This window comes from Mycobacterium ulcerans subsp. shinshuense (assembly GCF_002355775.1).
Taxonomy (GTDB): Bacteria; Actinomycetota; Actinomycetes; order Mycobacteriales; family Mycobacteriaceae; genus Mycobacterium; species Mycobacterium marinum.
The window spans coordinates 4,870,767-4,897,484 of record NZ_AP017624.1; the positions used below are offsets into that span (position 1 = coordinate 4,870,767).

Sequence of the window (26,718 nt, forward strand, 5' to 3'; positions counted from 1 at the left end):
AGTCATGGCTCCCACCCTGCCTGATCAAACCCCTGCGGGGTCAGAGCCGGAAGTCACCCACCGCGCGGACCTAGGTCCAAGCGCCCCGTCGGCGCTCAGGAGTCGGCGGGAACCTGCCACCCGCTCGGCACCACCAGGACCGGCCGATGGGAGTGGTGCACGGTGCCCATTGCGACGCTGCCAAGCAATGTCTCGCGCGCGCCGGAATGTCCCCGCGAGCCGACCACCAGCAGGGCCGCGCCGTTGTCCTGTCCGGCCGCTACGAGCGCTTCGGAGACGGCTCGAGCGTGGAAACCGCGACCACGTTCGACACTCAGCTGCCGAAGCTCTCCCACGCCCGCCGCGGGCGGAGGCGCACTACCGTCGCCGACGCACACCAGCACCACCTCCCGGTCCGGGCACAGGCGTCTGGCCGCCGCCAACGCCGTTTCCGAGCCGGCCGAGCCGTCCCATCCCACCACCATCGGCCCCTTCGGCAGCGCGTCGTACTCGGCTGCCAGCATCGGATTGGGCACCACGACCACCGGTCGCGGGCAGCGGTGCAGCACCATGTCGGCCACGCTGCCCAGCACCGCTTGCGTCCCGCCGAGCCCCCGGGTGCCGACGAGTACCAGGTCTGCCTGAACTTCGTCGGCTTCCTCGGCCATGCGCAGTCCTTCGGGCCCCCAAGTCCGCTTGAGCACCGGTTCGGCATCCCATCCGGCGGCGCGGGCCAGGGTCGCGCCCATCGCGACCACTCGCCGGGCCTCGAGCTCCCCCTCGCGCTCCACCATCTCGACCAACTCGTTGGTGTTGCTGGCCATGGGCCGCAGACGCCGGCGCACCTTTTCGCTGGCGAACGGCGGAACCCAGAGATAGGTGATCCATCCGCGCGCTCCTGGGAACAACAACGCACCGGCTTCTATCGCCGTGCTCGCCCCCGGCGAGCCGTCGTATCCCACAACCGCGTTCACCGGCACGGTGCACCTCCTGGATAGGCCCCGGGCAACAAGGCCCGCCATCACTGGTCACATCGCATTGCTCCACAACGGAATCTACGCGCCGCACTTTTCGGCAACTTCGCTACACAACGGCTCGCTGTGGATTAGCCGCGCTCACCGGGCACGCCGGGATGTCACGCGACAATTACGTTGCCCGGTTGTCCGGCGCGCCTCGGCCGGAAACCCGGTGTCGGCACGGCATCATGGCGCTCGTGGCTGACCTGACCCGTCGCGCGGTGCTGCGTATGGGAGCCGGCACCAGCGCAGGAGCCGCCGGGATGTGGGCGCTGAGCGCATGGCTGAATCCCCTCGAACCCAAGGCGGCCCCACCGCAGGCACCCGCTCCGTTTGAGCCCCCGGCGGCCGGGAGCAGCCTGCCGACCAGGTTGTCCGGCTCGTTCATCTCGGCTGCTCGCGGCGGCATCAAGACGAATTGGGTGATCGCCCTTCCGCCCGGCCAGACCGGCTTGCTGCGTCCGGTTATCGCCCTGCACGGCAAGGACGGCAACGCGGGCATGATGCTCGACCTCGGTGTCGAAGAAGGCCTCGCACAGCTGGTGAAGTCCGGCAAGCCGCCCTTCGCCGTGGTGGGCGTGGACGGCGGCAAGACCTCCTACTGGCACCGCAGGGCCTCCGGCGGGGACTCCGGCGCAATGGTGCTCGAGGAGCTGTTGCCGATGTTGGCCGCGATGGGGATGGACACCTCCCGGGTAGGTTTTCTGGGCTGGTCGATGGGCGGATACGGGGCGCTGCTGCTGGGGGCCCGGCTGGGCCCGGCACGGACCGCAGGGATCTGTGCGATAAGCCCGGCCCTGTTCAGCTCCTTCACCGGCAGCGCGCCGGGAGCCTTTGACAGCTACGACGATTGGATGGCGCACCGCGTGGTGGGTCTGCCGGCGCTCAACCAGATTCCACTGCGCGTGGATTGCGGCACCAGCGACCGCTTTTACTTCGCCACCCGCCAATTCGTGAACCAGCTGAAGAATCCACCGGCGGGCAGTTTCTCCCCCGGCGGGCATGACGCGGAGTACTGGCGCGAGCACCTTCCCGGTGAACTCGCCTGGATGGCGTCCTAGCCATGCGTGCGGCCCCCACGAACCGACCAAATTGATGACAAGACGACGTTGATGACAATCCGGCAGGATCGGTCCGCCAGCCAGCTCCGCGCAGCGCAGCGGCCCGGTCCGCGAATCGCGTTTCGCCCCGACATCGAGGGCCTGCGCGCGATCGCGGTGGTGGCGGTTGTCCTGTACCACGCGGGTATTCCGGGGATCTCCGGCGGCTACATCGGCGTGGACGTGTTCTTCGTCATCTCCGGTTTCCTGATCACCGGGCTGCTTTGGCGCGAAGTGACCACCACGAATACGGTCGCGCTGGGCCGCTTCTATGGTGCGCGCGCTCGCCGGCTGCTGCCGGCCGCGGCAACCGTGGGCGTCGCCACGGCGATCGTCTCAGCCATTGTGCTGCCGCCGCTACAAGCACGACGGGTCTTCGTGGACGGCATCGCCAGCGCCCTCTATGTCGGCAACTACCGGTTCGCCGTCCAAGGCACCGACTACATGGCCTCCGATCTGCCGCCATCGCCCTTCCAGCACTACTGGTCGCTCGGGGTGGAGGAACAGTTCTATCTGGTCTGGCCGGCGCTGATCATCGCAACCGCGTGGTTGCTACGACGTATCGGGAAGAACAACCGCGGCGCCACCCCGTACGCGGTGGTCCTGGTGCTGGTGGCCGCGGCATCGCTGGCAGCCGCGGCAATCTGGACCCGCACCTCGCCGCCATGGGCGTTCTTCTCGCTGCCGACCCGGGCCTGGGAGCTCGCCGTCGGTGGCCTGGTTGCCCTAACGATGCAGCAGTGGCGCCGGCTTCCGCTGGTCCCGGCGACCATCGTCGGATGGGGCGGTTTGGCGCTGCTGCTACTCACCTGCACCCAACTGGGCCCGAACACCCCGTATCCCGGCACGGCGGCGCTGCTGCCGGTACTGGGCACCGCGCTGGTGATCGCCAGTGGCTGCGTCACCGGTGCCATGGGGGTCGGGCGGGTGTTGTGCCGGCCCGTCATGCGCGCCATCGGCCGGGTGTCCTACTAGTGGTACCTCTGGCACTGGCCGGTGCTGCTGCTCCTGCCGCCGCTGCTGGGTGACCCCGCGGGCCTGCCGGCCCGGCTGGCCGCTACGACCGTCTCCGCCGGCCTGGCGGTGATCACGATGTATCTGGTCGAGAATCCAGGGCGGTTCACCGCGGCATTGCGATCGGTCCGGGCCAGCCTGACACTGGCGGCGGCGGCCACCGCGGCCGCGGCGTGCGCGTGCGCGCTGCTGCTCACCGCGATACCGGTACCGGTCGGCCATGGAACCGCGGCCCCGGAAGCCAAGATCATTGCGCTGCCCCCGGCCGCGCTACCCCAGCGAGCACTCAGCCCACAGGAGGCGGCGGTCCAGCAGGCGTTCGCCGCGGTGCGCGCGGCGGTCGCGGCCTCCGCCGGCCTGGGCGGCGTCCCGTCCAACCTGAATCCACCGCTGGCCGCCGCGCCCGGCGACAAGGCGGCGGTGTTCGTCAACGGGTGCCTGCGCTTCTGGCGCGACCTCGGTCAAAGCGAGTGCGCAACGGCCGACACCGCCTCGCCGACAACGGTGGCCCTGGTCGGCGACTCGCACGCCGCGATGTGGGACCCGGCGCTGCAATTGGTTGCCGAACAGCGCCACTGGCGCCTTGAAACGCTGGCCAAAGTGACCTGCCCGATGCAGGATCTACCAATCCTCAGCCCGTATCTGGGCCGCGAGTACACCGAGTGTGAGCAGTGGCGCGGCGAGATCATCGGGCGGCTACAGAGCGAACGGCCACGGTTGGTGGTGCTGAGCATGAGCCGGCGCTATCAACCGGACTTCAGCTTCGCCTCGTATGACCCCGCATGGATCGACACCTTGAACCGGACCGTGGCGCAGCTGCGTCGCAATGGTTCGAGCGTCCTGGTCCTGGGGCCCGTCGCGGATCCGCAGTCGTCGGTGCCCACCTGCCTTTCCGCCCATCTCGACGACGCCGGCGCATGCGCACCGTCGCGCTCCGCTGCTACCAACGCCGGCGGCGTCGCCGCCGAACAGACTGCCACCGAAGCCGGCGGGGGCCACTACGCGGACCTGACCGACCTGTTCTGCACCCCGGATCGCTGCCCCACGATCATCGGAAACACCCTGGTGTTCCGCGACGACAATCACCTGACGACCGAATACGCGCAGTTACTGGCACCCGTCATCGGTGCGCTCGCCGATCGTGCCCTGGCCGCGGGCTGACCCGGGCGATTGCCGGTCATCACGGCCAAATTCCTCGGCGAGTTTTCTGGCGAATGAACCACGCGGGGGCGCCGAACGTGCTAGGAATAAAAGAGCTTTGGAGGTTCAGATATGAGTCCGATGCTGTTGGTATTCGCCACGGTCGTCACGCCGCTCGCGGGACTCGGCGTCATGCAATTGCAAGCGCGCCTTGAGCGTTGGGACTACGAACGGCACGCCGAAGACTGAGAAGTCAGCCGCATGCTCGCTAAACACCCAGCGCAACTTCGCGTTTGGAGCTAATCAAGTTACCTGGAATTAACCGGCCAGCCGCGCGCCGATCAGCGGCGCAATCTTATCCGCCAAATATGCATGTCCGGCGTCGTTGGGGTGCACACCGTCCGCGCCGATCAGGTCGGGGCGGTCAAAGAACCAGCCTTCTGCGATCGGATCGACGAACTCGGCTTGTGCGAAGCCGGCGGCCGCGCGGACGACGTCGCGAATCTGCAACACCGGAATGGGTACGTCAGGGGTCGGCCATGGCGGTCCGATCACCAGTAGCCGCGCCGAGGGCGCGACGCTGTGCGCCAGGTCGAATGCATTGCGCGCCCGGTCGCCGAGCAGCCCTAGGTCCACCCCTTGGTCGTTGCGCGAGCCGAAGAACACGACCAGTGCATCGTCGGGTTTGACCGCACCGGCGGTCAGATCCTCGAACACACTGCCGTGGTCGCCGGGCATGCCGTAACCGGCCCTGCCCTCCGCGGCGACGTCGGCGTTGATCCGCATGCCTCGCTGGGCCAGCTCTCGCCAGGCAAGAGAAGTCCACGCATTCGGTCCCCGGCCGCCCTCATCGGTGCCGGTGGTGTAGGAATCACCGATCACCGCGATATGGCTGAGCCGATAGTCCACGGTCAGGGCGTCGTATGCGCGCGCCCGCGCCGGGTGCAGCGGGCGCAGCGGAAATCCAACGACCACACCGACGAGCAGGGTGAGACCGATCACGACCATGACCAGACGACTCACCACCACCTCCACCACAGACCGAATCACTGTGTGCCGCACGCAAATCAAATCATACGGGGAACCCGTCGCTACCTCGCAAATGACGCATCCCACGTGTCACGTCCGATGAATCACGGCCAAGCGCGCCACTGTTCAAACCGCGCGAGCCGAAAACCCTTCCAGCGCACCATCGGCCTGATTGCGCTTACCGTTCACCGGCTCGCTGGGCTCGATTCTGGCCGTCACGGCTCTGACATCGACCATCCTACGCATCCAGCGCCGGGCTGGCTCTTCGATGAAGTGGTACAGCAGTACCGAGGCCGCCACGGCGATCACAAGCAGGCCGATGACATTCCATTTCCACGGATTGTCCTGCGGCGTGAGCTCGAATTGCAGCACCGCCCAACCCCATGCCGTGTGCACCAGCTCGTGAACCATGTACAAGCAGAACGAGATCTCACCGCCGTAAACCATGACCCGAGTCGACAGCAACCTCGGCAGACTACCCACGCCGACCGCGAGGGTGACTATCAACGGCACAAACAGCACGTCGACCACCCCGCCGCTGTCCACGACTCCGCTTATCGGGTGCGCGTCAACCAGGTAGAGGATGCCCACGATGGCAGCGATCAGCAGGACCGACAGGTAGCCGGAGGCCCGCCGGGCCCGGTCGGTCAGCCGCAATCGGCGCACGGCGGCGGCGGCCAGCGCACCCGCAACGAATTGGGTGACAATTCGGGGCAACCAGCTCCAGGGCGTGTAGAACTGGCCGCTGGCCAGCAACAGGATCACCGGGGGCAACGACGCCGCGAACGCCAACCACATCAGGTTGCGCGCCCGGGTGGCATGCGTCATCCGGAAGATGACCAGAACCAGTGCGCCGAACAGCAGGTAGGCCAGCCATTCCGCGCTGATCGACCAGGCCGGCCCATCCCAGCTGGAGTCGTCGAAGAAGGGCTGAAACCACAATTGCACCATCAGCACCTGGCGTATGTAGCTGACCGCGGTGAGCTGACCGACCTCGGGCAGCGGCACATGCCCCACGTGCAGGGTCATGATCACCAACAGCGCGGCAAGGTGCATGGTGACCAGGTACACCGGCCACACCCTGGCCAGCCGCAGCCACAGAAAGTGCAGGGTCGCCCGCGTCGACCACGAATGGCCCATGCGATCGAGATAGTTCCAGGTCAGCACGAACCCACTGAGGATGAAGAACAGGTCGACGCCCTGTGCGCCGCAGTTGAGCACCGGAGCGAGGTTCTCCCGAAAATCCGGCGATGCATCGGCCAGCATGGGGCGGAAGTGAAACAGCACCACCCACACCGCGGCGACGATGCGGAGTCCCGTCAGGGCTTTGATCTCACCTTGGAGCATTGGGCTGCGCACGATGGTCTTTCCGCGCTCTCTCCATCTAGAAATCCGCTGTCTGGTTCGCCTGCTAGTGCGGCTGACCCGGGGATCCAGCCACCTCACAAGCCCCCCGACGGGCAATCGGCAGCCTAGCAGCTCCGCTCGCCCGAAATGCCGCACGAAGCCTGTGCACCGGTTGGGAAGCGCGCGGCGGGTCGCCGGCCTCACATCTTTAGCAAAGAGTTAGACGCAACTGTTGGTCTCCTTAGTTTTGACGTGCAGCGTTGGGAGACAGAATTTGACCGGGTCCGAGCTACACAACACCAAGGGGAATGGGGGCCGCTGATGGGTATCGCGATCACTGCGTCGAGCTTCGCCGATCGACAGAAAAATGGCACCTTCGAGTGCAGCGGCGCGGTGGTCCGCGCGCACTGCCGCCACCTGGCCACCATCGTGACCATCCGGGGCGAGATCGATGCCGTCAATGTCGATCAGGTCACCGAGCGCATCCAGCACTTCATCCACGGGACGAACCCGGTGGTCTTCGATGTCGGCGACGTCAGTCACTTTTCTCCGGCCGGGATCTCGCTGCTGGCCGCCATCGATGAGGAGTGCCACGCCGCGGGAGCGGAATGGACCTTGGTCGCAGGCCCGGCCGTGGTTGAGCTACTGGGTGAGGACATGGCAACGATGTTTCCGGTCGCGCATTCGGTGCACGAGGCGCTGCGCAACCTGGCTGAGGCCAACAGCAGTCGCCGTCAGCTGATGTTGTCGCTGGTCCGCAAAACCGCTTAGCGCGCGAGATCCGAGCTGTTGTCGGCAGGCCCGCTGGGCAGTTATCGCGCCCGAATCGCGCCCGCCGCAGCCGGCAGACTCCCACGACCGCGAGCACCCCGCCAGGGTCGCCAGGGTCAGGGTCAGCACCCATTTGCTGTGGGTGATAGATCACCGACGCCGTGACGGATTGACCTGCGGTAACGGGAGCGCCGGCCACCGTTGAGGTGGCCTGTCCTGATTTGGCTCACGATTGGCGGTTCGCGGTAGCTGTGGCGCCTTGAACTTTGGGAGTGGTTTAGCCGAGGCTTGCGCACTAATACGGCGCCTCGCCGACGGATTCCGAGCCGCTGCCGATTCACGTCCTCGCTGACGAGGCGCACTAAAGTGAGCCAACTCGGGGCAACAGCTGCACCGCATCGTTGCATCTGACCCTCGCGACGCCGCTAAACACCTCTCACATCAGCAGATAACGATTCTGAGTTACGGATCATGTTGTGTAGCAGAACTATTCGCAAGACCCAGCACTCTCGGCCATCAGCAACATCGACCCACCGACCAGCACCGCGCAGCACGGGAAACGCGAATCCCGCTGAGCTATAAGCACTATCGCAGACCGCGCAACCTCACGCTACCCACCAACGGCAACCACCACAGCCTCCCGACGAAACCTCCCACCCGTTCCGATCAACAGCGATCTCCGAACACAAACGCATGTACGGCGCAGTCTGATGTGAGCAGATCGTCGACATCGCGGCCCGGCACGGACGGTCGGGGAAGAAACCAACGCGACCATGCTGGGTCATCCAGATTCATTGAGAATCCCTTGAGGCCAACGCTCTTTGATTGGTGTCGAAATCTCAGCAGCCTCTCGCCCTATCGGCAGTACAGCGGCCGAAGGCTTCGGGCTGGCCAAATGGAGTTCAGTGCCTTTGATCGAACGCAACGTCCGACGAGATACTTGGTTGAAAGAGTTGTCTTGGTGGTTGATCCGCCCAATATCCGTTCTTTGCCCTTGGCGCCGAGAAACCCACTGCCTTACTGGCAACAGCTGAAGGCGCTCAAGACGCTTCATGTTGGCAGTGAGGCCCTGCGTGACGCTGGTGGGTCGGTGACTCGTATCTGGTTGGGTCCCAAACGGCTCGTACCACCAATGGTCATGGTCACTTCACCCCAAGGGGCTCGCGACGTCTTGGGGCGCTCAGGTGCGTTGTCGGACCGAGGAACGCTGCCACTCTTGAAGGATCTGCGTCGCGCCATCGGCGAGAGCGTGCTGAACCTCCCGCACGACACCTGGCTTCCACGAAGGCGCACACTGCAGCCGATATTCACCAAGCAGCGCGTCGCCGGATTTGCTGGACACATGTCCGAGGCAGCCAATCACATACTCCTGGGATGGCCTGACGGCGCGGAGGTCGATCTGAACGCGGCTTCTCACGCGCTGGTTCTTCGTGTCGTGGGGCACTCGGTTTTTGGGCTGGACCTACAGGACAAGGCTGACGTGATAACCACTGGCGTGACATTGGCGGCGAAATGGGCGGCTGATCGTTCCGCACGACCTGTGCGCGCGCCGCACTGGCTACCGACCCTAGCGCGACGAAGGGCTCGGGGCGCCTACGACGCTATGTACAAGATCGCGGCCGACATGCTGGCGGCGTGCCGGGCTGATCCGAGTCGAGAAGCACCGCTGATTAGGGCCCTGATTGATGCGACTGACCCCAACACCGGAGAGTCCTTGTCTGACCAGCAGATCTGTGACGAGATGGTCTATTTCATGATCCTCGGCGAAGACACCACCTCGACGGTGCTGACCTACGCACTGTGGGCGCTAGGGCAACATTCCCAGCTACAGGATCGACTCGCCGCTGAGGCTGCTGAGCTGGGCGATCGTCCGTTAACGCCTGCCGATGTCCCTCGCCTCGGATACACGATCCAAGTGCTGCAAGAAGCTATGCGGCTGTGCCCGCCGGGCCCCACGGTGGCGCGAAGAGCCATGCAAGATATCGAGGTGGATGGGTATCGCGTGCAAGCTGGCACCTACTGCCTTGTCGGTGTGTACGCCATGCACCGCGACCCCGCACTCTGGGACGATCCGCTAGCGTTCGATCCCGATCGGTTCGCTCCGAAGAAATCCAAAGGCCGCGACCGCTGGCAGTATCTGCCATTCGGAGGCGGCGGGCGTTCCTGCCTCGGGGATCATTTCGCCATGCTCGAAGCGAGCCTAGCGCTAGCCACGATCATCCGCGAGGCTGAAATCCACTCACTCGATGGGGATTTCCCCGTTGCCATTCCACTACCCATCGTCCCTGCCGGACCTATCCGTGCCCGGGTAAACCAACGCAGGCCAAGCCAAGAGGTGTGTACGACGACGTTGTCTGATTCTTCAGCGTCTTCTTCAGCGTCGTGATTTCGCCAGGATCGTGGATCGACTCGCTGAGGTGTCTGAGGACTGATCTTTGGCGCGCTTCGCGTCGTAGGAAGCGTGTATCTGCTGATCTGCCCGGCTTCTCCTGCGTTTTTGTCCTAGCCCCTTCACCGGACATAAGGTCCGCGCATTCACACCGTTCGACGTACGTTCATCCCTTAACCTCGCCATCAATGCTAATACGACCACTTATCGTCGAACCATCACCCTGGGCTACCAATATCGGGGCGACCGATTCTGCTGTAGCCCTGACAGTTATAGGCCACGGCAATGCTATTTTGTTGAGGTCACGCGGTATCACTTCCGGGTCGAGGTGGTCAATATCCGCATAGGCACCAGAATCAGACACCTCATACGTCACCATTTTCGGGTTGCATCCGCGCTACCACCAGTGCCGGTCTGACAATCACCAAGACAGCCACAATAGGGATCTACCGCCGCCCCAACACCGAAACTATATTATGCCGAAGGATAAGCATGATGTCATTGACCAGATTGCCTCTATTATACGAGACATGCCAGAGGCTAACGACACCTATGCACCCTGGCAACAAATTGTATGCAACCCAGTATTTTTTCAAAACCAATCTTAGTTCCACCCGTAGTTACGCTGCCCGCCGAACTATCAGAGGCACATCTTCGGGGCACGGACCGGAGGCGCCGTGGACCACAGAGCAGCGGAAAATACCTGTGTTTGGAAAGCCCATTCAACCCATCCCCGGTGGGCGCCTCTCCGCGTGACCACAACCAGTGGTGACGCAACCCAAACCGTGCGACGGGTGCACCCAGGCGCAGAATTTCAGCATAAGTTTACTGTTCAGGGTGCCCTTTGACATCACACCGGAGCCGGCAGACGGAGCAACGCAACCACCGGCGATAGACAACCCGCCTAACCCCGAGACTGGCTTCCCCGCCCGATGGGCGGCCATGCGCACCCATCAATGAAACATTCATGTCTTATATTGAACAGTTTCAACCCCGGCGCGACAAATTGTGTTCATATTTTGAATTCGAGTCGACCTATACAGAATCGCGACATATGCTCTGGGTCGTCCACAGACGTTTTCCGCAGATGCTCGAAAGCCAGGGCGGCCCTGACCGCCCGGGCAAAGGTAGATGAGATCTTTGCCTGCTATTGCTGGTGAGGTTGGTTGCGGAAAGTCTAGACGCATAGCTTTCCAGCTTGCATGGGCGCCATTTCCCGCTTGCTATAGGTATTATCGGAGGTTGATCAGTGGGGCCACGGCAGGGCGGATTGCCTTTAACCCGCGGCCAGCTGGGCATCTGGATTGACCTGCAGATCAACGGCGCTGGGCCGCGATGGAACATCGCGAATTTTGTCGTGATCGATGGCCCGATAATTCCGCACATTCTCGAAACGGACATACAGCAAGCGTTGCAGGAAAGCGATTCACTCAGAGCTGTTTTCTTGGAAAAAGACGGCGAAGTTTTTCAGCACATCGCCCCCGGCGATGACGTTGAAATGCCGTTTTATGATCTCCGCTCATATGACGACGCCGTCCAAGAGGCCTACCGGCGTGCATTACTGAGCCGAAATCAGCCCATGGCACTCGACGAACGCTTGCACAGATACGCTCTATACCAGGTCAGTACCGACCAATTCTATTTCTATTCTTGTTTCCATCATCTCGTCAGTGACGGATTCGGCTTGATGGTCCACTGCATCCGGATCGCTATGAACTACTTAGCCCTGATCGCTGATGCTCCGGTTCCTCCGAGCTTCATCGGTTCCTTGCAGGACCTCATCGCCCTCGAGACCACCTACGAGAACTCGCCTGACTACGACAGCGATTAAAACTATTGGGCAAATCATCTGCCCGCAAACGATGTCGATTATCGCTTCGTCAGCCCCCCAGGGCTCCGGCGTTGTTGATTAGCAGGCTTGTGAGCTGGGGAATTGTGGATTGAGGAGGTCTAGGCGGCGGTTGGCGGTCAAAGCGGTGATCCGGCAGGCTTCGGCGATGTTGTCGGCGCCGTTGAGGCGGTGCAGATTGATCGCAGTGTTGCGTAGCGTTGCTAGGACCTGTGCGCCGTTTCCGGTATGTGCCCTTTGACGGTCTTCGTCGAAGGTGACGTCGCGTATCCAGTGCAGGCTGTTCTCGATTCCCCAGTGTTGACGCATCCAGGTCATGATCGCGGTAGGGCGGGCGTGCTCGAACGGCAGGCTGCAGATGGCATAGACCACCTCCACGCTGCGCTGGTCGGTGGCGGTGATCAAGCGTTCACGAGTGATCCGGATGATTTGTTTTGCGTAGGGGAAGCCGATTCCTCGTGCAGCGGTGATGATTTGCAGGGTGCGGGTCTCGACACGGCCGTGGCCGCGGGAGTCGTCGGTAGCGGCTGCGGGCACCTCGGCCCAGGGCAGCGCGGTGATACGCGCAAGTATTTTGGCTTGGTTGGACTTGACGATCATCAGGTAGTGCGACTTCAAGGTGGCGCAGATCAACTTCGCGGTGACGACCTGGGTATGCATCGCATCCACGGTGACCAGCCACCGCAAGCTACCCGGCAGCAGCGTGAGCAGGGCACGTACGCAGGGAATTTCATTGCTTTTCTCGGCGACAGCGAGTTGACCGAGCACCAATCGGGCACGGTGGGCGAACACCGACACGAGATGCGTGGCTGTCGCTTTGGCGCGTAAAGCACCACGCAGCATCTTGCCGTCCAACGCGATCGGCACCAATCCACTGGGGTCGCTGCTGGCCACGTGTGCAGTGAAGTAACTGCCCATCCTGGCGTTGAGGTCGGCGGGGTCTAGCCGAGACAAAACAGCGCGGAAGGTCTTCTCACTGGGCCGCCGGAACCGGACCCCTAATTGGGCCAACACATCATCGGGAGCGGTGGCCGCCCATGTGGCAAAACCAGCATAGCCGCGCATCCCCGCGGCAGTGGCCAGAACCGCGATCGCCAACAAAGCCATCAGCGAATACCTCCGACCGCGTGGGCCCCTCGGGTCTGGCACCGAGGCCAACACATCGAGAAACTCCGATCCGATGAGCTCGCTGCGCTCACCAGGACTCCAGCGGTCGAACACCTCTGGAACCGACGACACAGGCAATACTGAAACGATAGGCACGGGCAACTCCAGACCAACGACGAACAGTAACCAACTCGATCGTTCTCCAGATAGCCCGTGCCTACACTCCGGCCCCAATAGCGCGGCACCAAAGATCATCAACCCAGCCCACAAGCCTGCTAATCAACAACGCCGGAGCCCTGCCCCCTAGACGACAACATCGAAAGCGACGGCGTTTCCGCGCCGGTGCAGCTGAATCCCGCGATCGTCACCGGGGTGCAGAAACTTTGCCGGGCGCTAGGAGTGCGCCGATCGGCGATATTAACCGCGGCGTGCGCGCTGCTGGTCGGGAAGTGGTGCGATCACCACTCTGAGGTTGTCATCGATTTCCCGGTGAGCCGCCGTGTCAAACCTGAGTCAATGACCTTCACCGGGTTGATGGTGGGCACTGTCCCGTTAACGTTGATCTCCACACCGGGATCCAGCATCGCCCAGTTCTGCAGACACACCCATGCCCGGATCGAAAAAGCGGTGCAACATCAGCGATTCCCCGTAGAAACCCTGCAAAACCAAGACCACAGGCGCATGCGCGCACAGGGCTCCGGGGCGAACCCTGATCAACGCCTACGGCCCCACCGAAGCCACGATCTACCTCACCGCCGCACCCCCGCTGCACGCCGGCGCCACTGTGGTGCCCATCGGCGCACCCGTGCCCGGCGCCGGGGTATTCGTCCTCGATGGCTTGCTGCGCCCGGTCCCACCCGGAACCGTGGGTGAGTTGTATGTCGCCGGTACTGGTGTGGGTGTCGGCTACTGGCGCCGGGGTGGGTTGAGCGCGACCCGGTTTGTGGCCTGCCCGTTCGGGGCGGCCGGGTCGCGGATGTATCGCACCGGTGATCTGGTGTGTTGGGGCCCCGATGGGCAACTGCAGTATTTGGGCCGCGCTGATAAGCAGGTCAAAATCCGTGGCTACCGCATCGAATGCGGCGAAGTCACCGCCGCCCTGACCACGCTCGATGGGGTGGAGCAGGCGGTGGTGATCGCCCGCGACGACGCCCCCGGCCAGCCCCGGCTGGTGGCCTACTACACCACCACCATCGGTGGCGGTGGGATCGATACGGCGTGGCTGCGTGACCGGTTAAGTGAGGTCCTGCCGGCGTATATGGTTCCGGCCGCCTTCGTGGTGATCGACGAACTACCGTTGACGGTCAACGGCAAACTCGACCGCCGCGCGCTGCCCGCCCCCGACTACACCACTAGCGCGCAGGCTTATGTGGCGCCGCAGGGGCCGGTGGAAGAAGTCCTGGCCAACCTCTACGCCCAGATCCTCGGCGGCAGTGACCGGGTCAGCGCCGCCGACTCCTTCTTTGACCTGGGTGGAGACTCCCTCTCAGCCATGCGTTTGGTCGCCGCCGCCAACACCACCCTGCACACCGGTCTGCGTGTTGTTGATGTGTTCGAGGCCCCCACCATCACCGGGCTAGCACACCGTGTCGGGGCCGCCACGACCACGCAGGCGGTGCCGGCGTTGGTCGCCGGTGAGCGCCCGCCACGGGTGCCGTTGTCGTTTGCCCAGTCCCGGCTGTGGTTTCTTGAGCAGCTTCAAGGCCCCTCGGCGGTCTACAACATCCCGGTCGTCCTGCACCTGGACGGCCCGCTGGACACCGAGGCACTCCGAGCCGCACTCGACGATCTGATCACCCGCCACGAAACCCTGCGCACCCGCTTCAGCACCACGAGCGAGGGGATCGGCTACCAAGACATCCTCACCCCCAACCAAGCCGACATGAGCTGGCAGGTGGTCGATGCCCGCGGGTGGACACCCCAACACCTGCACACCGCTATCGACGAAGCCACCAACTACCATTTCGATCTAGCCGCCGAGATCCCGATCCGCGCCACCATCTTGCACACCGCACCCCACCAGCACGTGCTGGTACTGCTGATCCACCACACCGCCACCGACGGCTGGTCGCTGGGCCCGCTGGCCCGCGACCTCGACACCGCCTACACCGCCCGCCTGCACCGACACCCGCCGGCCTGGGTGCCGTTGCCGGTGCACTACGCCGACTACACCCTGTGGCACCACCAACTCCTCGGCGACCCCCACGACCCGGCCAGCCTGCTGGCCACCGACCTGGCCTACTGGCAGCACACCCTGGCCGGACTCCCCGAACACCTGCCCCTGCCCACCGACCGCCCCTACCCCCCGATCGCCGACTACCGCGGCGCCAGCCACCAATTCAGCTGGCCCCCCGAACTAACCACCGCAATCCACACCCTGGCCCACACCCACCACGTCTCGGTCTTCATGGTCATCCACGCCGCCCTGACCGTGGTCCTAGCCACCCTCGCCGACACCAACGACATCGCCATCGGCGTCCCGATCGCCGCACGCACCCACCCCCACCTCGACGAGCTGATCGGGTTCTTCGTCAACACCCTGGTCCTGCGCACCCACACCCACCCCGCAGACACCCCCACCGACCTACTGGCCCACATCCGCGAGGACAGCCTGACCGCGTTCGAACACCAACACGTGCCCTTCGAACTCCTGGTCGAACACCTCCAACCCACCCGCTCCCGCACCCACCACCCCCTCATCCAGGTCATGCTCGCCTTCCAAAACCACCCCTGGACCCAACACACCAACGACGGTGCCGAAATGCGCCTGGGTCAGGCCCGCATCAGCCCGTATCCGGTCGCCACCCACACCGCCCGCATGGACCTGGTCATCTCCCTGGCCGAACACCCCACCAGCCCCGACACAGCACCGGCCCTGACCGGCACCATCGAATACCGCACCGACGTCTATAACCCCACCACCATCAACACCCTGGCCACCCGCCTGCACCACACCCTCACCACCTTCACCACCCACCCCGACCAACCCCTGCACCACCTCGACCTACTCACCGACACCGAACACACCCAACTGCGCACCTGGGGCAACCACCCCACCCTCACCGCTCCCGCCACCACGGCGATCTCGATCCCGGCTGCCTTCACCAACATCGTCGCCACCCACCCCCACGCCCCGGCCCTGACGTTTGAGGACCACACCTGGACCTACCACGACCTCGATACGGCCAGCACCCAACTCGCCCACCACCTCACCACCACCCACGGGGCTCGAGCGGGTGCGGTCGTTGCGCTGCTGCTACCGCGCAGCGACCACGCCATCCTGGCCATCCTGGCCGTCCTCAAAACCGGGGCCGCCTACCTACCCATCGACCCCCACCACCCCCCAACGCGTATCGCGTTCATGCTCACCGACACCACCCCCACCGCGATCATCACCACCACCGAACTCGCCCAACACCTCCCCACCACCCCAGCCATCACCACCATCGCCCTCGACACCCTCACCCTCGAGCACCACCCCACCACCCCGCTACCCCCACCCGACCCCCACGACCTGGCGTACCTGATCTACACCTCCAGCACCACCGGAACCCCCAAAGGCGTGGCCATCACCCACCACAACGCCACCACCCTGACCACCCAACTCGATCTCGACATCCCCACCAACGCGGTCTGGTCGCAATGGCACTCCTACGCCTTCGACGTCTCCGTCTGGGAAATCCTCGGCGCCCTCCTCACCGGAGGGCGGGTCGTGGTCGTGCCCGAACACGTCATCATCTCGCCCGAAGACCTGCACCAGCTCCTCGTCACCGAGCAGGTCACCGTCCTCAGCCAAACCCCCTCAGCATTGGCGATGTTGACGCCGACGACTTTGGATATAGAGACGGTGATCGTCGCAGCCGAGGCCTGCCCAGCAAAGCTGGTCGATCAGTGGGCGCCGGGACGAACCCTGATCAACGCCTACGGCCCCACCGAAACCACCATCTACGCCACCACCAGCGACCCCCTGCACGCCGGCGAGACCGTGGTGCCCATCGGCGCACCCGTACCCGGGGCCGGGATATTCGTCCTCGACAGCTGGCTGCGCCCAGTCCCGCCCGGGGTGGTGGGTGAGTTGTATGTCGCCGGTACCGGGGTCGGCGTCGGCTATTGGCGCCGCGGCGCGTCGAGTGCGGCCCGGTTTGTCGCCTGCCCGTACGGGTCGGCCGGGTCGCGGATGTATCGCACCGGCGACCTCGTCTGTTGGGGCCCCGACGGGCAACTGCAATACCTGGGCCGCACCGACGAACAAGTCAAAATCCGCGGCTACCGCATCGAATGCGGCGAAGTCACCGCCGCCCTAGCCGCCCTCGACGGGGTCGAGCAGGCGGTGGTCATAGCCCGCGACGACGCCCCCGGCCAAACCCGGCTGGTCGCCTACTACACCACCACCACGGGGACCGGGCTCGACACCGCCGACATCCGCGCCTCGTTGAGCCAGGTGTTGCCGGCGTATATGGTTCCGGCCGCCTTCATGCTGATCGACGAACTACCGTTGACGGTCAACGGCAAACTCGACCGCCGCGCTTTGCCCGCCCCCGACTACACCACTAGCGCGCAGGCTTATGTCGCGCCGCAAGGCCCGGTGGAAGAAACCCTGGCCAGCCTCTACGCCCAAATCCTGGGTGTGGAGGACCGGGTCAGCGCCGCCGACTCTTTCTTTGATCTGGGTGGAGACTCCCTGTCGGCGATGCGCCTAATCGCCGCCACCAACACCACCCTGCACACCGACCTGCGCGTCGCCGACATCTTCGACACCCCCACCATCACCACCCTCGCCCACCGAATCGACACCCAAGCCCAACCCGCCACCATCCCCCCCATCCAAACCCTGCACACCGGCACCGGCACACCCCTGTTCTGCATCCACGCCACCAGCGGCATCAGCTGGCCCTACCAAACCCTCGCCGCCCACCTCACCAACCCCCTCATCGGCATCAACCAAACCCTCAACGCCGACGAAACCCCACCCCACACCCTCCAAGCCATGGCCCGCAACTACGCCACCCGCATCCAAAACACCCACCCCACCGGCCCCTACCACCTCCTCGGCTGGTCCTTCGGCGGCGTCCTCGCCCACCAAATCGCCATCGAACTACACCACCGCGGCCACACCGACACCCGACTCATCCTGCTCGACTCACTACCCACCCTCGACACCAACACCGACCCAACAATCACCCCCCGCAACAACCGCCAAACCCTGCAAACACTGCTCGGCCACCACCACACCACCATCCCCGACGACCAGCTACACCACCTCACCACCAACCACAACCACAACCACAACATCACCCTCTACCAACACCACCAACCCCACACCTACACCGGCCCCACCCTGCTCATCGCCGCCGAACACACCCCACCCCCCAACCACCCCACCTACGAAAGCACCCACACCAAAGCCGCATACCTCCTCCACGCCTGGCAACCACACCTCACCGGCCCCACCACAACCCACTCAACCAACTGCACACACCACCAACTCCTCCACCCCAACCACACCCCCACCTACACCAACCACCTCAAAAACTTCCTCCACTGACACACAAGTGACCCAAGAAGACATCTGCGAAACGGCCTGTGCGCGTCTTACCGGATCCTAGGGTTCAACTCAACCATCTATAGCGACAACGTGTTTCGTGATGGCGCGGATCATTGGGCCCAGCACCATGATCGACACCGAACGAGTGCTCACCGAGATCGGGGTCCGGCCGATCTCCTATGCCACCGTCAAGCGGCGGATGCCGATCTAGGCCCAACGCCGGTGGCGGCAAACCTTGGCTACGGCCAGCGTCCGTCGTGGCGGGTGGGGACCCGCACGGTCAAGATCAAGGCCGGCGACCACACCCTCACTTCTGCCGACCCGTCCTCCAATTGAGCCAACTCGGAGCTCGGTGCACGAGGCGCTGCGCGACCTGGCTCAGGCCAACAGCATTCACCGTCAGCTGATGTTGTCGCTGGTCCGAAAAACCGCTTAGCGCGCGAGATCCGAGCTGTTGTCGGCAGGCGCACTGGGCGATTGTCGCGCCCGCCGCAACCGGCAGACTCCCACGACCGCGAGCACCCCTGCCAGGGTCGCCAGGGCCAGGGTCAGCACCAATTGCTGCGGGTGATAGATCACCGACGTCGTGACGGGTTGACCTGCGGTAACGGGAGCGACCGCCACCGTTGAGGTGGTCTGTAGCCAGCTCGCCGCGGTGGCCCACACCGCGACGAGGGCCAGAGCCAGCTCAATCACGGCCCGGTTGCGGGGGTTCACAGTGCCGTCTCGGCGTCGTCGCCAGCGTCGCGGTCGACCTGGGTAGGCCCGACTCGTTCCTGCACCAATGCAGTCAGCGCCGCACGCAGATGGCGATGCCGACGCGCCCAGGCCTGCGCGGTGCGTCCGCCGGTGAGCTTGATGCCGATGCCGACCCGGCCGCGTGGTACCCCGACCAACTCACCAAGCGCCCGCGCCGACTGCCACTTGGCCAGCGACTTTCCAGATGCGACGGAGTTCTCGGGTTCGGGGAACACCCTCACGATTTCGGACACCAGGATGGTCTCGGTGCCCTGACGTAGGGATTCTTCGGTCAGCTCCACCGAGGTGTGGATTCGCGCCGCCTTCACCTGAATGCCGACGAATACCGACACCAGGACCAGGAAGATCACTCGGGTGATCAACTGGATGCCGGCGCCGGTGGACTTCTCGATCAAGATCAACGACAGCGCCGAGAACGGGCCGGCCAGCAGCCAATACCAAGAGGCGCCGGATTCGTAGAACAACGTCTTGGGTTCCCCCGCTGATGTCATGTGAGCCTCCGTCACGACAGCCAACTCGCTGCATCGGCGGCCCAATAGGTGAGCACGATATCGGCCCCGGCACGCCGGATGCTGGTCAGCGACTCCAGGGCCGCGGCCCGCTGGTCGATCCAGCTGTTGGCCGCCGCCGCACAAATCATCGCGTACTCCCCCGAGACCTGATAGGCGGCCACCGGCACCGGGGAAATGTCTGCGGCCGCGGCGACGACGTCCAGATACCCCAAAGCGGGTTTGATCATCACGATGTCGGCACCTTCGTCCAGATCCAGCTCGACCTCGCGCAGCGCCTCCCGCATGTTGCCCGGTTCCTGCTGGTAGGTGCGCCGATCCCCGGACAGGCTGCAGCTCACCGCTTCTCGGAAGGGGCCATAGAACGCCGAGGCGAACTTGGCCGCGTAGGCCAAAATCACCACGTCGGCGTAGCCGGCCTCGTCCAGCCCGTCGCGGATCGCACCCACCTGGCCGTCCATCATCCCGCTCGGTCCCACCACATGGGCGCCGGCCTGCGCCTGCGCGACCGCCAATTCGACGTAGCGGGCCACGGTCGCGTCGTTGTCGACACGGCCCCGGTCATCGAGCACCCCGCAGTGCCCGTGGTCGGTGAACTCGTCCAGGCAGGTTTCGGCCATCAGCACCGTCGCGTCCCCGAGATCCTTGGCCAAGTCGCGCAGGGCCGCGTTGAGAATGCCGTCGGGATCGGTACCGGCCGAGCCGACGGGGTCCTTCGACGTGTCACGGGGCACCCCGAACAACATCAGGCCGCCCACCCCGGCGGAAACGGCGTCCGCGGCGGCGCTGCGCAGCGAATCGCGGGTGTGTTGCATCACCCCCGGCATCGACGCGATCGGGCGCGGCTCTTCGATACCGTCGGCGACGAACATCGGCAGCACCAAATGCCTTGGCTCCAAGGAGGTCTGCGCTACCAAGCGGCGCATCGCCGCAGTCGAGCGGAGCCGGCGCGGCCGCTGCCGCGGGTAGGCGCCCATCAGTGGCGGCCCGCCACTAGCATCCCTCCGCGTGCACCACTAGCGCCGGCGACTCTTCTTGCGAGGCGGGGGCAGGGCTCCTTCGGCGCGCAGCCGGGCGGCGTGCTCGGCCAGCGCGTCCACCAGCGGACCCACCGCGGCAGTCTCGGGTTGGACATCCACCCGGAGCCCGAACTCGGCGGCCGTTTCGGCGGTCTTGGGTCCGATGCAGGCGATGATGGTCCGCGCGTGCGGCTTACCGGCGATACCGACCAGATTGCGCACCGTAGAACTCGAGGTGAAGCAGACCGCGTCGAAACCGCCCGTCTTGATCATCTCGCGGGTGGCCGCCGGCGGCGGAGCGGCCCGCACCGTGCGGTAGGCCGTCACGTCCTCGATCTCCCAGCCACGCTCGCGCAGCCCCTCGGCCAGCGTCTCGGTGGCGATGTCAGCGCGCGGCAGCAACACCCGGTTGACCGGATCGAAAATGCTGTCGTAGGGCGGGAATTCGTCCAGCAGGCCCAGCGAGGACTGTTCCCCGGCCGGGACCAGCTCCGGGCTGATCCCGAAAGCGCGAACCCGGTCGGCAGTCGACTCGCCCACACAGGCGATCTTCACTCCGGAGAACGCCCGGGCATCCAGGCCGAACTCGCCGAACTTCTCCCACACCGCGCGCACGGCGTTGGTGGAGGTGAACACGACCCATTGGAACCGGCCGTCGACCAGGCCTTTGACCGCGCGTTCCATCTGCGCCGGGCTGCGCGGCGGTGCGACGGCGATCGTCGGCACCTCGACCGGCAGGGCACCGTAGGACGTCAGCCGCTCGCTCATTTCGCCGGCCTGGTCTTTGGTTCGGGGTACCAATACGGTCCAGCCGTACAGTGCCCGGCTCTCCCACCAGTTCAGCTTGGCGCGATTGCTCACGGTCTTGCCGATGGTCACCACCAGCGGCCCGGTCAGCGGGCCGGCAGGGTCGGTTCCACCCAGGATGGCCGGATCGGTCAGCCCCTGCAGGGTGGTTTCCACCGAGCGCTGTTGGCAGGTGGTTCCGTGCGCGGTCACCACGCACGGCGTTGTGTCCGCCAGCTCGTGCTCAACCAGCGTGCGGGCCGCGTCAGCCAGATGTGACGCGGTGGCCTGCAGGATCAGCGGACCCGGTGCGGCGGCCAGCGCCTCCCAGTCCACGTCGCCACGCACGTCGGCAACCGTGTGCGCGGAGCCCAGGGGCAGTCCCGCATAGGTCGGGACCGCGCTGGTTGCCGCCAGACCGGGCAGGATCTCGATCTGCAGGTGGCTGCGGGTAATGGCGTTGACCTCGGCGATCACCGCGTCCACCGACATCGGGTCACCGGCCACCAAACGCACCACGTCGGCGCCCGAACGGGCTTCGGCGGTCAGCGTTTTGGCAACTTCGGTGGGATCACCCAGCGCCGGGCGGATGTCCGGACCACTAGAGACCACCGCCGGAACCGCCTGGTCGGACTCACCCTCGGCGGGGCCGCCGGTCGCAGCGTCAGCATTGTCGGCCACTGCAGTCGCGGGCGCCGGCCCGGAGACGGGCGGCAGATCGTTACCGATCAGGGCCAGCACCGACTCAGGCACATCGGGGTCCGTGAACACCAGGGCGGCGTTCGCCAGTACCGCGGCGGCCCGTGTGGTCAACAGACCCGGGTCACCTGGGCCAGAGCCCACATAAGTAATGCGGCCCGGCCTCGGCTTGCGCCCTCGCGTCATCATTGTCGCTCCCAAGTCACTCACTCAACTTCCTTGCGGGGAATTGCCCTCTCCCCACATCAGCTCTCGAGCGCCCAGCTCGAACAGCTCCGCGGCAACGGCGAGCCCAAGCTCCCGTGCCCGACCGGAAGTGCCGATTCCGGACGCGCGGATCACGTCGGATCCGTCCAGTGCCGCCACGCAGCCGCGTAGCGACAGCTCTTCGAAAACCCGTCCCTCCTCGTCGATGGACTCGACCACCTCAGCGATCGCACCCACCGGCGCGGAGCAACCAGCCTCCAGTTCGGCGAGCAGGGCTCGCTCGGCGGTGACCGCTGCCCGCGTGTCGGCGTCGTCCAACTCCGCCAACACTGTTGCCAGCCGACTATCGCCGGCTCGACATTCGATCGCGAGCGCACCTTGAGCAGGCGCTGGCAACATCTGTACCGGCTCCAGCGTCTCGGTGACGTCGTCGAGACGGCCCAGCCGGGCCAGCCCGGCCCGAGCCACCACGATGGCGTCAAGATCACCATTACTTACCCTGTTCAACCTGGTATCTAGGTTGCCTCTTAGGGGGCGGATTTCCAAACCGAGACCCAATGCTCTAAGCTGCGCGGCCCGCCGCGGCGACGAGGTTCCCACCAGCGAACCGACCGGCAATTCCCCGAGCACCAGCCCGTCGCGGGCAACAACTGCGTCGCGGGGGTCCTGTCGTGGCGGAATGGCCGCAATGGTGAACCTGGGGTCCTGGGCGGTTGGCAAATCTTTGTGCGAGTGCACAGCGGCGTCGACGCGGCCGTCCTCGATAGCCTCGCGCAGCGCGGTGGTGAAAACCCCCACACCGAGAGTTTCGATCGGCGCCGAGGATCGATCGCCGAGCGTGCTTATGGTGACCAGCTCGGCGGCATGGCCATTGGCGATGAGAGCGTCTCTAACGATCGCAGCCTGGGTGGTGGCCAGCAGGCTGCCCCGGGTGCCTATCCGGATCACGTGCGCCAATCAGCTACTCGGCGGAAGGGTTGGGGGCAGACGGGGTCGGGCCGGCCGACGGGCCATCAGCGCCCTGCGGGCCGGCTCCGGCATCCAATCCGCTTGAAAAGACGGGCAATTCGCCGGCGGTCGCTACGGCGTCGACGGCGGTCTGGTCCAGTTGGAACAGCTCGCGCAATGCCTCGGCATAGCTGTCGCCACCAGGGGCACTGGCCAGTTGTTTGATCCGCACCGTCGGCGCATGCAGCAGCTTGTCGACCACCCGTCGCACCGTGCGGGCCACCTCGTCGCGTTCGGCGCTGTCCAGCCCCGGCAGCCGGTTGTCCAGGCGCAACAATTCCGCCTCGACCACGTCCGCGGCACGCTGGCGCAGCGCCGTAACGGTCGGAGTGACTTCGGCCATCCGCTGCCCCGCCAGATAGCCGGCGACTTCGGCCGCGACAATGTGGCGGGCCGCAGCAACGTCGGCGGAAGCGGCATGGGCCGACGGTTCGCGTTGCACCCGCTCCACGTCGATCAGCCAGACACCGGGCAGCCCGGCCACGGCCGGGTCGACATCGCGGGGCATCCCCAGATCACAGATGACCAGGGGCCGGGTCGTCTCGTCGCGGCGTGCGGTGGCCAGCGCGTGGTGCACGTCGGCCAGGGAAACCACCGGAGCCACCGCCCCGGTGCAACTGACCACCGCATCTGCGTCGGTCAGCACTTCGGCCAGCCGGTCCAGTGTCCGGGCTTCGGCGAGCACGCCCGACTGCCTGATCTTGCCGGCCAGCCGCTGTGCACGGGCCAGCGAACGGTTCAGCACGTGGACTTTGCCGATGCCGGCCCGGGTCAGATGTGCGCTGGAGAGCGCCCCCATCGACCCCGCTCCGATGACCACGGCGGTCTTGGCGCCCAAACCGCCCAGCTTGCGTTCGGCGATGCCCAGCGCGACCGACACCACCGAGCCACCCGCGGCGTCGATCGAGGTCTCCGAGTGCACCCGTTTGCCCACCGACAGCGCGCGCTGGGCCAGCTCGTGCAGCACCCGGCCGACGGTGCGGTTGGCCTCGGCGACGGAGTACGAACGGCGCACCTGGCCGAGCACCTGCTGCTCGCCGACCACCGCCGAATCCAGTCCGCTGGCCACCGCGAACAGGTGCTCGACGGCCGCCTCGCTATAGCGCACGTAAGCGTGTTTGGTCAGCTCCCCCATCGACATACCGGAGTGATCGGAGAGCACCTGTCCAATCGCCGACAAACCGCCGTGGAACGCCTCGACAACGGCGTATACCTCGACGCGGTTGCACGTCGACAGCACCATGGCCTCGGTGACCAGCGGCGACTGCAGCACCCGGTCGACGATTTTGACTTGCTCGGACTCGTCGATGCTGAGTTGTTCCAGGACGGAGACCGACGCACTACGGTGCGAAACCCCGAAGAGCAAGATGCTCACGGCAGCATCACCTGGCCCGCTCCCTTGCGTCTCGAGAAAGTGAACTGCTCTCTACGGTAGACGCTTGGTAGTTGGGCTACCAAATAATCGACTAGACGGGTATGGGCTCCTCAGCTGGCCAGGTCAGCCCGCAGCCGGGGTTCGTCGACTTCCCAGTAGCTGTGCTCGCGCCCATCCAGCAGAATCACCGGCAGCCGGTCGCCGAACTCGGCCCGCAATTGTGCGTTGCCGGCCGACGCGGCGACGTCGACATCGGTGCTGACCAGGTCAAAGTCGAGCTCACCGGCCAACTCGGCCAACTGCGCGTGCACTCGCAAGCAGATCGCGCAACCATCGCGGGTCAATAGCTCCACCTGCCGGCGATGTGTTGACTGTGTCATGGGCATCAGTGTGGCAGCTCACCTGACGGCTGAATTGGCGCACGTCCGGCGACGGTGACATCGCTGCTGTTCGGCGTGCCCGGGGCACCAGGTTCGGGAAGGCGATGGCCCCCTGGCGACTTGTTCTCCGGCGACAGCAAGAGCGCACGAACCAGGCTGCGGGGTCCCGACGGCCGCAGCATTTGGCTGGCCGGGCGCGGGCGAACTCGTTGCGGCCACCAGAACCAACGGCCCAGCAACGCCGCGATGGACGGCGTCATGAACGAGCGCACGATCAGCGTGTCGAACAGCAGGCCCAATCCGATGGTGGTGCCGATCTGCCCGATGATCCGCAAGTCACTGAACACGAACAGCGACATCGTCACAGCAAACACCATTCCGGCGGCTGTCACCACGCCTCCGGTACCGGCCATGGCACGAATGATCCCGGTATTGAGGCCGGCGCCGATCTCCTCTTTGAGCCGGGAGATCAGCAGCAGGTTGTAGTCCGATCCCACCGCCAGCAGCAGGATCACCGACATCGCCAGCACCATCCAGTTCAGCTCAATGCCGAGAATGTCCTCCCAGACCAGCACGGATAGGCCGAACGAAGACCCCATGGAAAGCAGCACGGTCCCGACGATCACCGCGGCGGCCACCACGCTTCGGGTGATCAGCATCATGATGATCACGATCAAGCTGATCGCGGCCACGCCGGCAATCAGCAAATCGAAGGTCGCGCCCTCGCTGATGTCCTTGAACGTCGCCGCGGTGCCGCCCAAATAGATCGCCGCACCCTGCAACGGGGTGCCCTTGATCGCCTCGCGCGCCTCCTGCTTGATCGACGCGACGCGCGAGATGCCCGCTGACGTCGCGGGGTCGCCGTCGAGCGCGATGATGAACCGCGCCGCCTTGCCGTCCTTGGACAGGAACATCTTCAGACCACGTTGGAAATCCGGATTCTTGAAAGCCGACTCCGGCAGATAGAACGAATCATCGATTTGGGCCGCGTCGAACACCCGCCCCATTGCGCCGGGATCCTTGCTGCCCGAGTCCTGTTGCTCGTAGAACGACTGCAGTGTGCCGTGCCAGACGAGCAGCATGTCGCGCATGATCGTCATGGTGTTGATCATCGGCGGAATCTGCGCACGCATCTTGGGTAGCAGCGTGATCAGCATGTCCATGTCTTTGACCAGATATTCCAGCTTTTCACTCAGCTGATCGACGCTGTCGAACATGTCGAATATCTGCCTTATCGACCAGCACAACGGCACATCGAAGCAATTCTTTTCCCAGTAGAAGTAGCTGCGAATAGGACGGAAGAAATCTTCGAAATTCGCTAGGCGATCCCGTAAACCGTCGGTGATATTCGACATGTCATGTGTGAGATGATCCATGTCGACGGTGTTGTCGATGACCTCGCCCATGAGCTGATACATGGTGTGCATGGTGTCGATTGTGACGTTCATCGCCTGCACCTGGATCAACATGTCATCCATTCGCGCTTTCATGAACTGCATGTTCTCGGTGCTGAAAACGCCCTGCATGCTGATGATGAACGGTATCGAAGTGTGCTTGATGGTCGTACCCAATGGCCGGGTGATCGATTTGACTTGTTCGATTCCTGGACTGTGGTAGATGTTCTTGGCAACTTTGTCCAACACCAGCATGTCGACCGGATTACGCATGTCGTGATCAGGGCTCCGGCGTT

General features: G+C 64.8%; 16 protein-coding genes and 5 pseudogenes. 8 read left to right on the top strand and 13 right to left on the bottom strand.

Features of this window, described 5'->3' with window-relative positions; translation table 11 throughout:
* Positions 1-95 precede the first annotated feature (95 nt).
* On the bottom strand, positions 96-959 hold the full coding sequence (locus tag SHTP_RS21760; protein WP_096371756.1) for a universal stress protein: 864 nt from the start codon (positions 957-959) through the stop codon (positions 96-98).
* A 224-nt stretch (positions 960-1,183) separates the two neighbouring features.
* Between SHTP_RS21760 and SHTP_RS21765 the strand changes: the two genes are divergently transcribed.
* Positions 1,184-2,056 carry an alpha/beta hydrolase gene (locus SHTP_RS21765; RefSeq protein WP_020727513.1) on the top strand — a complete coding sequence of 291 codons (873 nt, stop codon included), beginning with the start codon at positions 1,184-1,186 and terminating at the stop codon, positions 2,054-2,056.
* Between the two features lie 51 nt (positions 2,057-2,107).
* A pseudogene (locus SHTP_RS21770) lies at positions 2,108-4,270 on the top strand (acyltransferase family protein).
* A gap of 297 nt (positions 4,271-4,567) precedes the next feature.
* On the opposite strand, the gene SHTP_RS21775 reads toward SHTP_RS21770, so the two are convergent.
* Positions 4,568-5,272: an Rv0518 family GDSL lipase gene (locus SHTP_RS21775; RefSeq protein WP_420866624.1), complete on the bottom strand. Its 705-nt coding sequence runs from the start codon at positions 5,270-5,272 to the stop codon at positions 4,568-4,570.
* Between the two features lie 132 nt (positions 5,273-5,404).
* On the bottom strand, positions 5,405-6,625 hold the full coding sequence (locus tag SHTP_RS21780; protein ID WP_172900578.1) for an acyltransferase family protein: 1,221 nt from the start codon (positions 6,623-6,625) through the stop codon (positions 5,405-5,407).
* A 321-nt stretch (positions 6,626-6,946) separates the two neighbouring features.
* Between SHTP_RS21780 and SHTP_RS21785 the strand changes: the two genes are divergently transcribed.
* Both SHTP_RS21785 and SHTP_RS21800 read left to right on the top strand, forming a co-directional pair.
* A complete protein-coding gene (locus tag SHTP_RS21785; protein WP_096371759.1) occupies positions 6,947-7,396 on the top strand; it encodes an STAS domain-containing protein in 450 nt (149 codons plus the stop codon).
* A gap of 961 nt (positions 7,397-8,357) precedes the next feature.
* Positions 8,358-9,782 (top strand): cytochrome P450, encoded by a 1,425-nt coding sequence (locus SHTP_RS21800; protein ID WP_231991807.1) that lies wholly within the window; start codon positions 8,358-8,360, stop codon positions 9,780-9,782.
* A 169-nt stretch (positions 9,783-9,951) separates the two neighbouring features.
* Here SHTP_RS21800 and SHTP_RS28060 read toward each other — a convergent pair whose 3' ends face one another.
* Positions 9,952-10,164: an MmpS family transport accessory protein gene (locus tag SHTP_RS28060; RefSeq protein ID WP_231991188.1), complete on the bottom strand. Its 213-nt coding sequence runs from the start codon at positions 10,162-10,164 to the stop codon at positions 9,952-9,954.
* A gap of 870 nt (positions 10,165-11,034) precedes the next feature.
* Between SHTP_RS28060 and SHTP_RS21810 the strand changes: the two genes are divergently transcribed.
* The gene (locus SHTP_RS21810) at positions 11,035-11,616 is read left to right on the top strand and encodes a condensation domain-containing protein (protein WP_096371761.1); all 582 of its coding nucleotides are present in this window, start codon (positions 11,035-11,037) and stop codon (positions 11,614-11,616) included.
* 78 nt (positions 11,617-11,694) lie between these two features.
* On the opposite strand, the gene SHTP_RS21815 is transcribed toward SHTP_RS21810, so the two are convergent.
* Positions 11,695-12,897: an ISAs1-like element IS2404/ISMul1 family transposase gene (locus SHTP_RS21815; protein WP_420872973.1), complete on the bottom strand. Its 1,203-nt coding sequence runs from the start codon at positions 12,895-12,897 to the stop codon at positions 11,695-11,697.
* A 186-nt stretch (positions 12,898-13,083) separates the two neighbouring features.
* Here SHTP_RS21815 and SHTP_RS30510 point away from each other — a divergent pair.
* The 3 pseudogenes from SHTP_RS30510 to SHTP_RS29295 all read left to right on the top strand — a co-directional run.
* A pseudogene (locus tag SHTP_RS30510) lies at positions 13,084-13,413 on the top strand (condensation domain-containing protein); the annotation flags it as partial.
* Positions 13,414-13,435: 22 nt separating this feature from the next.
* Positions 13,436-18,286: pseudogene (locus SHTP_RS21825) on the top strand (amino acid adenylation domain-containing protein); the annotation flags it as partial.
* Positions 18,287-18,289: 3 nt separating this feature from the next.
* A pseudogene (locus SHTP_RS29295) lies at positions 18,290-18,563 on the top strand (IS1634 family transposase); the annotation flags it as partial.
* Positions 18,564-18,718: 155 nt separating this feature from the next.
* Here the strand turns inward: SHTP_RS29295 and SHTP_RS21830 are convergent.
* The 8 genes and pseudogenes from SHTP_RS21830 to SHTP_RS21865 form a co-directional block, all read right to left on the bottom strand.
* The gene (locus tag SHTP_RS21830) at positions 18,719-19,003 is read right to left on the bottom strand and encodes a hypothetical protein (protein ID WP_011742149.1); all 285 of its coding nucleotides are present in this window, start codon (positions 19,001-19,003) and stop codon (positions 18,719-18,721) included.
* Entirely contained in the window at positions 19,000-19,536 is a 537-nt protein-coding gene (locus SHTP_RS21835) for a transport-regulating membrane protein Mce1N (protein WP_096371763.1), read from the bottom strand. Before SHTP_RS21835 ends, SHTP_RS21830 begins: the two co-directional genes overlap by 4 nt.
* 11 nt (positions 19,537-19,547) lie before the next feature.
* The gene (gene hemB / locus SHTP_RS21840) at positions 19,548-20,531 is read right to left on the bottom strand and encodes a porphobilinogen synthase (protein WP_015354481.1); all 984 of its coding nucleotides are present in this window, start codon (positions 20,529-20,531) and stop codon (positions 19,548-19,550) included.
* A 39-nt stretch (positions 20,532-20,570) separates the two neighbouring features.
* A complete protein-coding gene (locus SHTP_RS21845) occupies positions 20,571-22,244 on the bottom strand; it encodes a bifunctional uroporphyrinogen-III C-methyltransferase/uroporphyrinogen-III synthase (RefSeq protein WP_011742146.1) in 1,674 nt (557 codons plus the stop codon).
* A gap of 24 nt (positions 22,245-22,268) precedes the next feature.
* Entirely contained in the window at positions 22,269-23,213 is a 945-nt protein-coding gene (hemC, locus tag SHTP_RS21850; RefSeq protein ID WP_096371764.1) for a hydroxymethylbilane synthase, read from the bottom strand.
* Between the two features lie 13 nt (positions 23,214-23,226).
* The gene (locus SHTP_RS21855) at positions 23,227-24,648 is read right to left on the bottom strand and encodes a glutamyl-tRNA reductase (protein ID WP_096371765.1); all 1,422 of its coding nucleotides are present in this window, start codon (positions 24,646-24,648) and stop codon (positions 23,227-23,229) included.
* 110 nt (positions 24,649-24,758) lie between these two features.
* Positions 24,759-25,028, bottom strand: coding sequence for a glutaredoxin family protein (locus SHTP_RS21860; RefSeq protein WP_172900579.1), 270 nt, complete (start codon positions 25,026-25,028; stop codon positions 24,759-24,761).
* Positions 25,029-25,033: 5 nt separating this feature from the next.
* Positions 25,034-26,704: pseudogene (locus SHTP_RS21865) on the bottom strand (MMPL family transporter); the annotation flags it as partial.
* Positions 26,705-26,718: the final 14 nt, after the last annotated feature.